General features: G+C 37.6%; 8 protein-coding genes and 1 CRISPR repeat array. All 8 genes read right to left on the bottom strand.

All coding sequences use genetic code 11. The features are described from left to right. Positions 1 to 6: 6 nt before the first annotated feature. The 8 genes from IPM92_02605 to IPM92_02640 all read right to left on the bottom strand — a co-directional run bounded on the left by IPM92_02605 (position 7) and on the right by IPM92_02640 (position 14,735). Positions 7 to 819, bottom strand: coding sequence for a hypothetical protein (locus IPM92_02605; GenBank protein MBK9107285.1), 813 nt, complete (start codon positions 817 to 819; stop codon positions 7 to 9). A gap of 2 nt (positions 820 to 821) precedes the next feature. After that, positions 822 to 1,151, bottom strand: a complete 330-nt coding sequence (locus IPM92_02610) for a hypothetical protein (GenBank protein MBK9107286.1) — start codon at positions 1,149 to 1,151, stop codon at positions 822 to 824. Positions 1,152 to 1,160: 9 nt separating this feature from the next. Then, a complete protein-coding gene (locus IPM92_02615; GenBank protein MBK9107287.1) occupies positions 1,161 to 1,982 on the bottom strand; it encodes a DUF4407 domain-containing protein in 822 nt (273 codons plus the stop codon). A gap of 11 nt (positions 1,983 to 1,993) precedes the next feature. Continuing rightward, complete coding sequence (locus IPM92_02620) at positions 1,994 to 2,395, bottom strand: hypothetical protein (GenBank protein ID MBK9107288.1); 402 nt, start codon at positions 2,393 to 2,395, stop codon at positions 1,994 to 1,996. 207 nt (positions 2,396 to 2,602) lie between these two features. Continuing rightward, a complete protein-coding gene (locus IPM92_02625; protein MBK9107289.1) occupies positions 2,603 to 4,594 on the bottom strand; it encodes an AAA family ATPase in 1,992 nt (663 codons plus the stop codon). Positions 4,595 to 4,682: 88 nt separating this feature from the next. Continuing rightward, positions 4,683 to 13,340: direct repeats of the CRISPR family, unit length 36 nt; unit sequence GTCTCAGTAAGCGATTTATTTTCTTATTGCTTCGAC. 147 nt (positions 13,341 to 13,487) lie between these two features. Continuing rightward, positions 13,488 to 13,790 carry a CRISPR-associated endonuclease Cas2 gene (gene cas2 / locus IPM92_02630; protein ID MBK9107290.1) on the bottom strand — a complete coding sequence of 101 codons (303 nt, stop codon included), beginning with the start codon at positions 13,788 to 13,790 and terminating at the stop codon, positions 13,488 to 13,490. Next, positions 13,765 to 14,442, bottom strand: coding sequence for a CRISPR-associated endonuclease Cas1 (gene cas1 / locus IPM92_02635; protein ID MBK9107291.1), 678 nt, complete (start codon positions 14,440 to 14,442; stop codon positions 13,765 to 13,767). Before cas1 ends, cas2 begins: the two co-directional genes overlap by 26 nt. Further along, positions 14,430 to 14,735 (bottom strand): CRISPR-associated endonuclease Cas1, encoded by a 306-nt coding sequence (locus IPM92_02640; GenBank protein MBK9107292.1) that lies wholly within the window; start codon positions 14,733 to 14,735, stop codon positions 14,430 to 14,432. The genes cas1 and IPM92_02640 overlap by 13 nt, the downstream gene beginning before the upstream one ends. Between the last annotated feature and the right edge of the window lie 7 nt (positions 14,736 to 14,742).

Below are 14,742 nucleotides of genomic sequence, written 5' to 3' on the forward strand. Positions count from 1 at the left end.
AGGATATCACCGGGTATTTTCTGGAATATTAACTTTTGTTTGCTCTTTCTTAATCTTGTTGAAGGGAGGATCTGCATAGGCTTCGTATAAGTCAGGACCTAAATGATACAATTCGTATCGCAACTGATTTACTACATCGCGCGTGTACAAATGATTTGACAGGATGATATCGGTTTCAATTTTGTTTTCGTCCCATTCATAATCACAAAAGGAAATTCCTTTGTCAAAAAACTTTATCGCTACAGGAAGTGTCATGAGTATAAAGAACACTATAAAATAAAAATAGATTAAAATATGCCATGGTTGAAGTAAAATATAAATCAGATTAAGTTTATCAGATATGGCGAGTTCAATATAGGTAGTCCCTGGCATTAATAACTGGCTTGTTGTGGTTGGATCGGTATCGGTATTTGTTTTCAAAAGAAACTCAGATACGGCATCTTCCATAAACCAAAATGACAATCCTGTTGCCGAGAAGCCCGCAAAAACCAGCAACAACAGAATGCGAATCATTGCGGAGAAGCCGGGTGTATCTTTTTTTAACTCTCCGGTCAGGTAATAATGGCAGTGATCGAAATCGTGTGTCGCCAGCAACATGCGGTAATAGCCCAAAAGCAGCAGACAAAGGATCAAAGAAATGGGAATGAGTATCCAGTTTTGAAGATTGCAGGAGCAAAAAAACTGATAGGCCCCCCAAAAGAACAAAATTGTATTGCATACCAACATCAATCCGATGAGTGCGTGCGTTCGTTTTGTATTTGCGTTACAAAAATTCATGATTTGAGGATCAAATCCTGCTATATAAATCAATGTATTCATACTCAGACTGGTTTGATGTAATCGTCTGGATGGTCTTTTATGTTTTGGCTTTCCCGTTTGGCATATTCATCCATGAGCTGTTTGTAATTTGACAGATCAGCATTGCGTTTGATTTGTTCCTCTTTTACAAGTTGATGAGCTTCGTGGAAAATAATTTTATCGTGAAAGCTGCCATCTTCCACTTTTGAGAATCCCTCTTTAAACTCAATTCCTTGTTTGGCCAATTGTATCTGCATCAGATTTTCAGATAAATAATCATAAGGACTGTAAGCGATCATCAACTTAAACAAAACGGGAGCAATTTCAATGAGTACAAACAATAATCTGAGCAACCAACTTGGTCAACCCGAGCCCGGATATTCATGTAGAGCAGTCAACGAATCGAGCATTCCCAGTTTGCCGCTGAATTTTTGCTCACGCTCTTTTACCAGGAGTTCGCGCTCTACATCGATGGATCGGATGGAATCTTTTATGGGTATTAATTTTTTATCATTTTCTTTGACGAGGTTTCTGAGATCTTCTCGTTGTCGCATATGACCCTTACAAATGGGACCGCATCCAAGTCGCGTTGTCTCATCGGATATCATATTGGTCAAGTTGTTGATTTGATCATTGTAGGTTTTCGATTCTTGCAAGAGGCGTTCATCAGCCAATTTGTATGTGTCGTATTCGTCTTTCCGATGAGACTTCACTTCATTTCTCACATTTGCTTTTTCTTTATCCTTTCGGATCTCCCATTGTTTGTCGATTTCTTTTTGAAAAATGTAAATTTCTAAAGGAGCAGAGATCGTAAAACCGATCATCGTGGCCATGACCAGCCTGGGAAATGCATGTACGAATTCCCCCCAGGAAATGGTATGTTTTCCATCCCCTTTTCCGGTGCTGGAAACGACAAACCGATCGAGATTAAAGATGATCAATCCCCAGCTAATGCCACCGGGTGCCGCAATGAAATAAGAATCAAAGACTCGCTCCAGTGCAAAACTCATGGATAGCCAAGCTAATATACCTGTAGCTAGAACAATACCCCCAAGACCGGAATATTTGACATAGTCTGCATAGGTGCATTCTTTTAATATTTCTTTGTCGGCGCCTGCGCACCACCAAAGAAAGATTTCAAATGATTTAGGAGTGGGTGCTTTGTAATCTTTCAGTTTTGGCATATGAAGGAGTTTTATTTTAACTTAAAATGATTCGACCGGTTCATTTCCAGAGCCTGGAATTCTGGTAAAGAAAACTTTCGCTTTGTAAAAAGTGTATATAAATGTAAAAAGGAGGTCAAGGTTTTTACTTTTACTGGAATGCGTATTAGAATATTTTCCGCCCAATTCATTTTTTCCGGAAAAGCAAATTTTCTTGAAGCTAATTTAATGCTTTGACTCCGGGAGTCGTTGGTGTTTGTGGCAATAAGCGTATATAATCCAGCCGGGTTATAGGGAAAAACCTGCCGGCCACTTGGCTTGACCCGGATGCCATTGATGTGCACTCTTTTGAATCCTTTGGTCATCCACATCAAACAGACCTCCTGATCTGGATGTTGAAATGGCCTGGAGGATCTGAAAAAAATGATTTCCATGAGAAGTGTTGGTTTGCCAAATATACTTAGTATTATTCAGGTTTTCAACTTTTGTAAGATGCTCCATTCCTAAAATCAATGCAAATTGAAATAGAGCTTTTAGAGTATTTTTCCACTTCAGCTTTAACTCCTCTCCACTATGCAGAGAGGAGAATAGTATGGGGACAAAAAAGTTGCAATCGTTTCGAAACTGCTACGATAAATCAGTTATTTCAACCCAAACAATTTGTGGTACCATTTTAAATTCTGAGAACGGACAAGTTCACGTTCTCTGACTTCCAGATCTACTCGCAAGGCATGTATTTCTTGTTCCAGGTCCTCAATGTTTTGGTCTTGTTGGTCGAGATCTTCTTCAAGTTCAAGGTTAAGCAACATTGTTTCGCGGTGTTTTTTCTGTACAGCTATCATGACAGCGTCCATTTCATTTAATTTTTTTTCAAGATCCTTGATTTTTTTCTTAAGGAATTGGTTAGTACTTAATTCTTTTTCTAAAGCTTCTTGTAAGTTGAGCTTATGGTTCTCTAAATCTGAGTGAGCATTTACTAAAGTGGTATACTTGCTGAATAGCTTAATCCATTTCTGCTTATAGCTTTGTAATCTCTGCAGCAACAAAAGGATAATTCTCTCAAACAAATCAGTATTGAGATCATTTCTAAGAGATAAAGCAGATTTTAGAAACCCGAATGCTTCATTGAAGTTAGCTGATTTAAACGCTTGCCGGCTCAATTTATAATAGTGATCAGCTTTGGATGAAATAAGTTGATCTTCAAGATATGAGGCATCGCGTTCACGTGCTGCATAATCTATCACTTTGGGATCTACTTTGATATCACCGGCGTCTATTTTTGATTTGAGAACCAGTTTTTCAATTGTAGTGCAACGACTCAAAGCAACATAAACCTGTCCAAAAGCAAATGAGCTTCCAAGATCGGCCATAACTTTTTCAAAAGTGAGTCCCTGGCTTTTATGTACTGTAATGGCCCAGGCTAATTTTACAGGGAATTGTGTGAACGTACCAATTACTTCAAATTCTATTTTGCGTAAATCCGGTTTCCATTGATACCGGATATTTTCCCAGGTAAACTTGTTTAATTTGATTTCTTTGCCATTTTCCAATTGAATACCAAGTTCATTTTTTTCAATAGAGACCAGTTTTCCAATCAGCCCGTTAAAATAATCCAGATTTCTGCTATTCTTTAAAATCATGATCTGAGCGCCCGGTTTCAATTCCAGGAACTCGTCGGCCGGATACAGTTTTGATGGAAAGTCACCTGAAACAATGGATTTGATTGTTGTTTTTTCGCTTTCTAGCTCATTCAGTTTATCCAAATTGTAATCAAGTGCTTTTTTATTATGAGTCGTGAGGTAAATATAGTTTTCATCTTTCGGTGGTTCAAAATTGAGATCATACCTAGAGTTGAGGAAGGTAAAATCTTCGGCAGTCATTTTGTTGTGCCGCACTTTGTTTAAAAGTTCTATGAAATTTAAATCTTGCTGTCGATATATTTTTTTCAATTGCAAAAAAACGGGATCCAAATTTTGGTAGGCATGCGCATCAAAAAAATAGGGACTTTTATAATAATGTTCCAGGATATCCCACTCCTGATAATCCGTCACAGGTGGAAGTTGTAGAATATCCCCGATGACTAACAATTGTACTCCCCCAAAAGCCTGATTAAATTTTTTTCGGAACACCCTTAACAATCGGTCGATTACATCCAGTAAATCACAGCGAACCATAGATATTTCATCGATTATCAGGAGCTCCAGTGCCTGGAAAATTTGCAAATCTTCTTTATAATATTTGAAATGGTCATATATAGTGCTCTTGTCCAGATCTGCCGGATCGGGTTTGGTTCTCAGGCGGGCATCCTGAGGCAAAAAAGGCGTATGGGGGATTTTAAAAACAGAATGAATGGTTTTGCCTCCGGCGTTGACTGCTGCAACGCCTGTAGGCGCCAAAATGATGGTATTTTTTTTATTGCGCTCTTGAAGACATTTGAGAAAGGTCGTTTTTCCGGTACCTGCCTTTCCGGTTAGAAACACCGACTTGTCAGTATTCTGGATAAAGTCCATTGCAAAATTAAACTCCTTGTTGGAAGGATCGGGAGTGAAGGATGAAGTTTTATTGGACATGATTCGGGCAAGGACTGAATGCGAATATCCATAGAATTTTGATGAAAAATAAATTTTATTCAATTAACTTTTTTTTTAGGAAGTTGATTGACAGTATGAGTGGATACATTACTTCTACTCAAGGCAACTGGACGAGGACATTGCAGACTACGTCTCAGTAAGCAATTTATTTTCTTATTGCTTCGACTGAAATCACAACCCCCGAACAAATCAAAATCTTGTCTCAGTAAGCGATTTATTTTCTTATTGCTTCGACACAATGACAATTACACCGGAGAATTACACAAGGGTCTCAGTAAGCGATTTATTTTCTTATTGCTTCGACCAAGAACGATGAACTTATAGAGATTTTGAAAACAGTCTCAGTAAGCGATTTATTTTCTTATTGCTTCGACGTATATGAAGCGACAAGTGCAAAGGACCTTTCAGTCTCAGTAAGCGATTTATTTTCTTATTGCTTCGACTTGAAGCAGAATTCTCCTTTGGAGACATGGAAGGTCTCAGTAAGCGATTTATTTTCTTATTGCTTCGACTTGTCGCTGAAATGCCAATTGGTGAAGGTGAAGAGTCTCAGTAAGCGATTTATTTTCTTATTGCTTCGACAATGCGATGGGGAAGAGTTAATAATAGAAAAAGTCTCAGTAAGCGATTTATTTTCTTATTGCTTCGACAATCTTCAACGGTTTTTACCGTCACGAAGTTTTGGGTCTCAGTAAGCGATTTATTTTCTTATTGCTTCGACTGAGAAAGAAGAATTTACCTTGAGTATCTTAAAGTCTCAGTAAGCGATTTATTTTCTTATTGCTTCGACTCTGGCAACAGTAATGACAGTTGTGCTCATGAGTGTCTCAGTAAGCGATTTATTTTCTTATTGCTTCGACCAAATTGCATTAACTGCAATAAACCGTAATTCTCTGTCTCAGTAAGCGATTTATTTTCTTATTGCTTCGACTTGTCCAAAACGATTTTGATAAAATGTTGGAAGAGTCTCAGTAAGCGATTTATTTTCTTATTGCTTCGACGAACAAACCCAGAGGTAATGATGATTTGAATGTAGTCTCAGTAAGCGATTTATTTTCTTATTGCTTCGACATGAATCCGATGACCCAAAAAACATTGGATGAAGTCTCAGTAAGCGATTTATTTTCTTATTGCTTCGACAAAGCGGAACAAGGCAAGCCCGTAAATGATTCTGTCTCAGTAAGCGATTTATTTTCTTATTGCTTCGACCTCTTTTGCGGGTTCAACAAGCTGTCGATATTGGTCTCAGTAAGCGATTTATTTTCTTATTGCTTCGACTGGAAACTCGTGGAAACCCGTGAGGGTGCTGTAGTCTCAGTAAGCGATTTATTTTCTTATTGCTTCGACAAAATGCCACGTAATAGCACGTGGCAAAAGATTACAGTTTGGACGCTCAGTCTCAGTAAGCGATTTATTTTCTTATTGCTTCGACGATTCGAGAAGAGTGTAGTGATAAACACTATAAGGTCTCAGTAAGCGATTTATTTTCTTATTGCTTCGACATGTGGTTTGAAAAACCAGTGCATAAAGATGTGTCTCAGTAAGCGATTTATTTTCTTATTGCTTCGACTGTAGGATTTTTATGCATCATTACAGCTTCTTCTGTCTCAGTAAGCGATTTATTTTCTTATTGCTTCGACGAGGACCATGGCGTAGAGAATCAGTCATGGGGAGTCTCAGTAAGCGATTTATTTTCTTATTGCTTCGACACAACAAGGTTATAACATAACCGCAGTTGGAACAGTCTCAGTAAGCGATTTATTTTCTTATTGCTTCGACGGAGAGCAGAGTTACGTTGAACACGTGAAAGGTGTCTCAGTAAGCGATTTATTTTCTTATTGCTTCGACGAGCAAGCCGAAGACCAAAACTCAAAGATATAGTCTCAGTAAGCGATTTATTTTCTTATTGCTTCGACCTAAATTCCAAGAATCAAGCTTGGGCTTCACAAGTCTCAGTAAGCGATTTATTTTCTTATTGCTTCGACTATGCTCAAGACCTCATTCTTAACCTTGAAGTGTCTCAGTAAGCGATTTATTTTCTTATTGCTTCGACTCTGGTGGAGATTCTTAAGGCAGAAATTAAAGTGTCTCAGTAAGCGATTTATTTTCTTATTGCTTCGACTAAAGTAGTAGAAATCTGCCAAACAACATTTACTGTCTCAGTAAGCGATTTATTTTCTTATTGCTTCGACTTCAGTATAATATTACTGAAAATGTTCAGCATAGTCTCAGTAAGCGATTTATTTTCTTATTGCTTCGACAAAGGGCAAGTTTGGGCTAGCAAATTCCTACAATGTCTCAGTAAGCGATTTATTTTCTTATTGCTTCGACAATACATTTAAAGATAGGCATTACCATTGAACAGGTCTCAGTAAGCGATTTATTTTCTTATTGCTTCGACTTCACAAGACCAACTGAAGATCAAGTGCGACTTGTCTCAGTAAGCGATTTATTTTCTTATTGCTTCGACAGTCGGCTAGAAACGGGAAAGTTGTCTTACAATCTGTCTCAGTAAGCGATTTATTTTCTTATTGCTTCGACAAAAATTATTACGAGCTACGTGCTCAAAAGATGTCTCAGTAAGCGATTTATTTTCTTATTGCTTCGACTTAGTGCAATAGTTATCCAAGACAGTCTTGGACGGTCTCAGTAAGCGATTTATTTTCTTATTGCTTCGACCCTAGGGAGGACGGCTCTTGGCAAATCGACACCTGTCTCAGTAAGCGATTTATTTTCTTATTGCTTCGACATACAGCTCGAAGGCTGTCAAAAGACAAGCAACGGTCTCAGTAAGCGATTTATTTTCTTATTGCTTCGACGTACAAAAATTGCTTTAAGGCGCAAAGCTTTAAGTCTCAGTAAGCGATTTATTTTCTTATTGCTTCGACTTATCATCAAAAGCGCGAAGTTCGTGTTCGTTGAGTCTCAGTAAGCGATTTATTTTCTTATTGCTTCGACAAACCAAACAGGCACTGTTCGTCAAGTGAGAATGTCTCAGTAAGCGATTTATTTTCTTATTGCTTCGACTCCTCGTGAAATTGGTGAAGTTCTTCAAGAAATGTCTCAGTAAGCGATTTATTTTCTTATTGCTTCGACTATAACGCGGGTCATGTCTTAGGAATTTTCATGTCTCAGTAAGCGATTTATTTTCTTATTGCTTCGACAATCTCCAATGCCATCTCTTACTGCTCATTTCTAGTCTCAGTAAGCGATTTATTTTCTTATTGCTTCGACTATATTAATACAATATATACCACAACAAGGAATGTCTCAGTAAGCGATTTATTTTCTTATTGCTTCGACCCAAATCGCAACCCTCGACCCAATGACCCTTTGGTCTCAGTAAGCGATTTATTTTCTTATTGCTTCGACATGTGATGTAATGGCTGGAATGCCTTGGGAGTTAGTCTCAGTAAGCGATTTATTTTCTTATTGCTTCGACATGATCCCATTTCGGGTATCGAAGGGCGATTCATGTCTCAGTAAGCGATTTATTTTCTTATTGCTTCGACGAGAACAGGATCTATTGGTAATTGGCTTAGAAAGTCTCAGTAAGCGATTTATTTTCTTATTGCTTCGACAGATACGTGCATTTGCACTTATCCATTAAAAATAGTCTCAGTAAGCGATTTATTTTCTTATTGCTTCGACAGTGTTTCAGGTAATGCGCCTGACCTTAGGATTGTCTCAGTAAGCGATTTATTTTCTTATTGCTTCGACTAAAAGATGCTGGTTATATTTATAACCCCACAGAGTCTCAGTAAGCGATTTATTTTCTTATTGCTTCGACTATTCTGGTAATGTTTTTTATTACTTTAACCAAAGTCTCAGTAAGCGATTTATTTTCTTATTGCTTCGACCATTGGAGACTTTTACATAGAATCCAAAGGTAGTGTCTCAGTAAGCGATTTATTTTCTTATTGCTTCGACATACCGAGAATCATTCCTCCAAAGTTTGTCAAAGTCTCAGTAAGCGATTTATTTTCTTATTGCTTCGACATTCTTTGAGTCAAGTACGGTTTGTTCTTTGCTGTCTCAGTAAGCGATTTATTTTCTTATTGCTTCGACACATAAGTGCGAATCAGTGGGTGACTACTGATTGTCTCAGTAAGCGATTTATTTTTCTTATTGCTTCGACTTCGGGCCGGCATTAAACAGCGGCAAACCGATGTCTCAGTAAGCGATTTATTTTCTTATTGCTTCGACTTGAATCTGCAAAGTTCTATCTTGGTCTCATTGTCTCAGTAAGCGATTTATTTTCTTATTGCTTCGACAAAATGCCACGTAATAGCACGTGGCAAAAGATTACAGTTTGGACGCTCAGTCTCAGTAAGCGATTTATTTTCTTATTGCTTCGACGATTCGAGAAGAGTGTAGTGATAAACACTATAAGGTCTCAGTAAGCGATTTATTTTCTTATTGCTTCGACATGTGGTTTGAAAAAACCAGTGCATAAAGATGTGTCTCAGTAAGCGATTTATTTTCTTATTGCTTCGACTGTAGGATTTTTATGCATCATTACAGCTTCTTCTGTCTCAGTAAGCGATTTATTTTCTTATTGCTTCGACGAGGACCATGGCGTAGAGAATCAGTCATGGGGAGTCTCAGTAAGCGATTTATTTTCTTATTGCTTCGACACAACAAGGTTATAACATAACCGCAGTTGGAACAGTCTCAGTAAGCGATTTATTTTCTTATTGCTTCGACGGAGAGCAGAGTTACGTTGAACACGTGAAAGGTGTCTCAGTAAGCGATTTATTTTCTTATTGCTTCGACGAGCAAGCCGAAGACCAAAACTCAAAGATATAGTCTCAGTAAGCGATTTATTTTCTTATTGCTTCGACCTAAATTCCAAGAATCAAGCTTGGGCTTCACAAGTCTCAGTAAGCGATTTATTTTCTTATTGCTTCGACTATGCTCAAGACCTCATTCTTAACCTTGAAGTGTCTCAGTAAGCGATTTATTTTCTTATTGCTTCGACTCTGGTGGAGATTCTTAAGGCAGAAATTAAAGTGTCTCAGTAAGCGATTTATTTTCTTATTGCTTCGACTAAAGTAGTAGAAATCTGCCAAACAACATTTACTGTCTCAGTAAGCGATTTATTTTCTTATTGCTTCGACTTCAGTATAATATTACTGAAAATGTTCAGCATAGTCTCAGTAAGCGATTTATTTTCTTATTGCTTCGACAAGGAGAAACGAGACTGGGCAAGATGCAAATTCGTCTCAGTAAGCGATTTATTTTCTTATTGCTTCGACAAAGGGCAAGTTTGGGCTAGCAAATTCCTACAATGTCTCAGTAAGCGATTTATTTTCTTATTGCTTCGACAATACATTTAAAGATAGGCATTACCATTGAACAGGTCTCAGTAAGCGATTTATTTTCTTATTGCTTCGACTTCACAAGACCAACTGAAGATCAAGTGCGACTTGTCTCAGTAAGCGATTTATTTTCTTATTGCTTCGACAGTCGGCTAGAAACGGGAAAGTTGTCTTACAATCTGTCTCAGTAAGCGATTTATTTTCTTATTGCTTCGACAAAAATTATTACGAGCTACGTGCTCAAAAGATGTCTCAGTAAGCGATTTATTTTCTTATTGCTTCGACTTAGTGCAATAGTTATCCAAGACAGTCTTGGACGGTCTCAGTAAGCGATTTATTTTCTTATTGCTTCGACCCTAGGGAGGACGGCTCTTGGCAAATCGACACCTGTCTCAGTAAGCGATTTATTTTCTTATTGCTTCGACATACAGCTCGAAGGCTGTCAAAAGACAAGCAACGGTCTCAGTAAGCGATTTATTTTCTTATTGCTTCGACGTACAAAAATTGCTTTAAGGCGCAAAGCTTTAAGTCTCAGTAAGCGATTTATTTTCTTATTGCTTCGACTTATCATCAAAAGCGCGAAGTTCGTGTTCGTTGAGTCTCAGTAAGCGATTTATTTTCTTATTGCTTCGACAAACCAAACAGGCACTGTTCGTCAAGTGAGAATGTCTCAGTAAGCGATTTATTTTCTTATTGCTTCGACTCCTCGTGAAATTGGTGAAGTTCTTCAAGAAATGTCTCAGTAAGCGATTTATTTTCTTATTGCTTCGACTATAACGCGGGTCATGTCTTAGGAATTTTCATGTCTCAGTAAGCGATTTATTTTCTTATTGCTTCGACAATCTCCAATGCCATCTCTTACTGCTCATTTCTAGTCTCAGTAAGCGATTTATTTTCTTATTGCTTCGACTATATTAATACAATATATACCACAACAAGGAATGTCTCAGTAAGCGATTTATTTTCTTATTGCTTCGACCCAAATCGCAACCCTCGACCCAATGACCCTTTGGTCTCAGTAAGCGATTTATTTTCTTATTGCTTCGACATGTGATGTAATGGCTGGAATGCCTTGGGAGTTAGTCTCAGTAAGCGATTTATTTTCTTATTGCTTCGACATGATCCCATTTCGGGTATCGAAGGGCGATTCATGTCTCAGTAAGCGATTTATTTTCTTATTGCTTCGACGAGAACAGGATCTATTGGTAATTGGCTTAGAAAGTCTCAGTAAGCGATTTATTTTCTTATTGCTTCGACAGATACGTGCATTTGCACTTATCCATTAAAAAATAGTCTCAGTAAGCGATTTATTTTCTTATTGCTTCGACAGTGTTTCAGGTAATGCGCCTGACCTTAGGATTGTCTCAGTAAGCGATTTATTTTCTTATTGCTTCGACTAAAAGATGCTGGTTATATTTATAACCCCACAGAGTCTCAGTAAGCGATTTATTTTCTTATTGCTTCGACTATTCTGGTAATGTTTTTTATTACTTTAACCAAAGTCTCAGTAAGCGATTTATTTTCTTATTGCTTCGACCATTGGAGACTTTTACATAGAATCCAAAGGTAGTGTCTCAGTAAGCGATTTATTTTCTTATTGCTTCGACATACCGAGAATCATTCCTCCAAAGTTTGTCAAAGTCTCAGTAAGCGATTTATTTTCTTATTGCTTCGACATTCTTTGAGTCAAGTACGGTTTGTTCTTTGCTGTCTCAGTAAGCGATTTATTTTCTTATTGCTTCGACACATAAGTGCGAATCAGTGGGTGACTACTGATTGTCTCAGTAAGCGATTTATTTTCTTATTGCTTCGACTTCGGGCCGGCATTAAACAGCGGCAAACCGATGTCTCAGTAAGCGATTTATTTTCTTATTGCTTCGACTTGAATCTGCAAAGTTCTATCTTGGTCTCATTGTCTCAGTAAGCGATTTATTTTCTTATTGCTTCGACCATTGGGCTTGTTGTGGCAGTTGCCGGATTCTTGTCTCAGTAAGCGATTTATTTTCTTATTGCTTCGACATGAGCTTGTTCAATCAATTAAACATTATTTTGTCTCAGTAAGCGATTTATTTTCTTATTGCTTCGACGTAATCCAAATCCCAGGACTGGCTATATCCAGAGTCTCAGTAAGCGATTTATTTTCTTATTGCTTCGACGTAATCCAAATACCCGGCCTTGCAATTAGCCGTAGTCTCAGTAAGCGATTTATTTTCTTATTGCTTCGACTTAGTGGAGGAATTTGGATTTCTAAATATTTAGTCTCAGTAAGCGATTTATTTTCTTATTGCTTCGACAAGATTGCAAGCGTTGTGAAGTGGAAACTATGGGTCTCAGTAAGCGATTTATTTTCTTATTGCTTCGACGGGGTGCAAGATCATAAACAACCGAACATATTTTGTCTCAGTAAGCGATTTATTTTCTTATTGCTTCGACCGAGATGCCATCATCCCCAATGGGGATCATAGCGTCTCAGTAAGCGATTTATTTTCTTATTGCTTCGACCCACGGTATCGATGGCCAAAGCTGGGGCTACTTGTCTCAGTAAGCGATTTATTTTCTTATTGCTTCGACAAAAAGGTACTTGAGCTGTCGAACTCAGCAACGGTCTCAGTAAGCGATTTATTTTCTTATTGCTTCGACCAATCATTAAAGTAATGAAAGCTCAAAAGAAATGTCTCAGTAAGCGATTTATTTTCTTATTGCTTCGACTACATTAAGCGGTGGGGGTTCTGATTCAATTAAGTCTCAGTAAGCGATTTATTTTCTTATTGCTTCGACGATTTTGTTCTTATAGGAAAACTTGCGGAATAAGTCTCAGTAAGCGATTTATTTTCTTATTGCTTCGACTTTGCCGTATTCGCTGTTATTTAAAACGAATGAGTCTCAGTAAGCGATTTATTTTCTTATTGCTTCGACAGGGAAAAATACTTAAAGGGTATCTGGATTCTGTCTCAGTAAGCGATTTATTTTCTTATTGCTTCGACTTACTCAAAGTAAACCAATAATCCAGTGTTATACGTCTCAGTAAGCGATTTATTTTCTTATTGCTTCGACGATTATCCCGGTTGGAACACCGGAACCGATTATGTCTCAGTAAGCGATTTATTTTCTTATTGCTTCGACAGGCGATTACGTGCCACTCGAAAGAATCGAAAGTCTCAGTAAGCGATTTATTTTCTTATTGCTTCGACGACCTGCATTAAATGCCAACAAACCGATTTTATATGTCTCAGTAAGCGATTTATTTTCTTATTGCTTCGACAAGCGAAAAGGGCGCATCGCCACTTACGAACAGGTCTCAGTAAGCGATTTATTTTCTTATTGCTTCGACTTAATGAGTTTTTCCTAACAACATTACTAATTGTCTCAGTAAGCGATTTATTTTCTTATTGCTTCGACCTTCTTTAATAAGGCCAAAACCTAATGATAAAGTCTCAGTAAGCGATTTATTTTCTTATTGCTTCGACAGCAGTATTAATATAACTGTCTGTATTACAGTTTATAGTGCTGTTTGTTTTCGTTGCCCAAATTCGTGCCTTTGCCTGAATTACTGCTTTCATAGCTTAAATTTAAGCAATTTTATCCAATTTGATTCATAATTTTCTTTTCGTTTGTCATATCCAAAGTACGTCCGGTGGGCTCAATATATATTCAAAATCTGCAGCCAAACCAAGACTATCCATCTTTTTTAGTTGTATTTTTCCCAGTCTCAAAATATCCACTTTGTCATGATCCCCCATTTTTTTGGATAATACCTTATCGATCTGTTCTTTACAATATTTCCATTGATGATCAGGATGGCTACCGCAGAAAACTGAATATTGCATCCGGATAAATCCTAATGCTTCCAGTTTTTTCGAGAACTTCGTCCTTAATGGATCTGATTCAATATCATAAATGATCATTCTTATAATCATAATTCCGGATTTGCTGTGCAAGTGTCTGACTTAAATAGTGAATATGATCAATTCTTTTGATTTTCTTCCCATTCAATAAACTACGTTCATGCATAACTTTATAATAATATTGGATAATCTTTTTTCTGCAATCACTGGTTAATAGTCCTGTTTCTTCCTCCACATCCTCATCTGTAATCATTTTTTGCATAAACATTTGAATCAGAATTCGATCTGCCCATGGCCGGAATGGTTCAATTTGATCATAAGCCAAAGTGGGTTTGTCATATTGAATTACATGAAAAAAACCAATGTATGGATCCAAGCCACACATAAGCAGACTCGATTCAATGATGCCATAAGTAATTCCATATACATAATTCAGTCCTTTGTTGAACAAGTCTTTAGGTCCTCTTTTGACTCTTCCATCAAATTCCGTATGCTTCTTTAAACTTAATGCGACCGCCGCCCAATACCATTTAGATGCACTCCCTTCAATACCTCTGAATACATCGTAATCATTTTCCTGTTGAAGTCTGGTTCTTGACCGATCCATACGATCCAATGCGGTTTTTGCGAAGTGGGCAGTTGAACTAAATCTATTTATCAACCAGCGTAGGTTTTGCTGCTGATGTATTAATTTCAATTCCAACAATTGTCTTACCCATTCCATTCAAATTTGGAATCACTATAATACACCTGGCTTTTACGCAACAAAGCTATGCTCCCATATTTGTGACTCCAGGTCCAGGCATCCACCCTTCCGGTTGCATCATAAATCATTACTGGCACTTCGAATTCAGCAGCCATACCTAATACTGCTGTGCTGATGATCCCGTTTTTAAGGATATTGATGCTGTTCAATTTTAAAAAACTGGCATATCGCACTCCATCCGTACCTGATATTTTGAGCATACCGTCTTCTAATTCCAATCTAACTCCATATTGTTCTATAAAAAGATGCATAATTTGA

The sequence above is a fragment of the Saprospiraceae bacterium genome, from assembly GCA_016719615.1.
Taxonomy (GTDB): domain Bacteria; phylum Bacteroidota; class Bacteroidia; order Chitinophagales; family Saprospiraceae; genus Vicinibacter.

Coding starts and splice junctions, on each gene's coding strand:
- IPM92_02605 (MBK9107285.1), bottom strand. CDS start 819: ATGAATACATTGATTTATATAGCAGGATTTGATCCTCAAATCATGAAT.
- IPM92_02615 (MBK9107287.1), bottom strand. CDS start 1,982: ATGCCAAAACTGAAAGATTACAAAGCACCCACTCCTAAATCATTTGAA.
- IPM92_02620 (MBK9107288.1), bottom strand. CDS start 2,395: ATGGAAATCATTTTTTTCAGATCCTCCAGGCCATTTCAACATCCAGAT.
- cas2 (MBK9107290.1), bottom strand. CDS start 13,790: ATGATTATAAGAATGATCATTTATGATATTGAATCAGATCCATTAAGG.
- cas1 (MBK9107291.1), bottom strand. CDS start 14,442: ATGGAATGGGTAAGACAATTGTTGGAATTGAAATTAATACATCAGCAG.
- IPM92_02640 (MBK9107292.1), bottom strand. CDS start 14,735: ATGCATCTTTTTATAGAACAATATGGAGTTAGATTGGAATTAGAAGAC.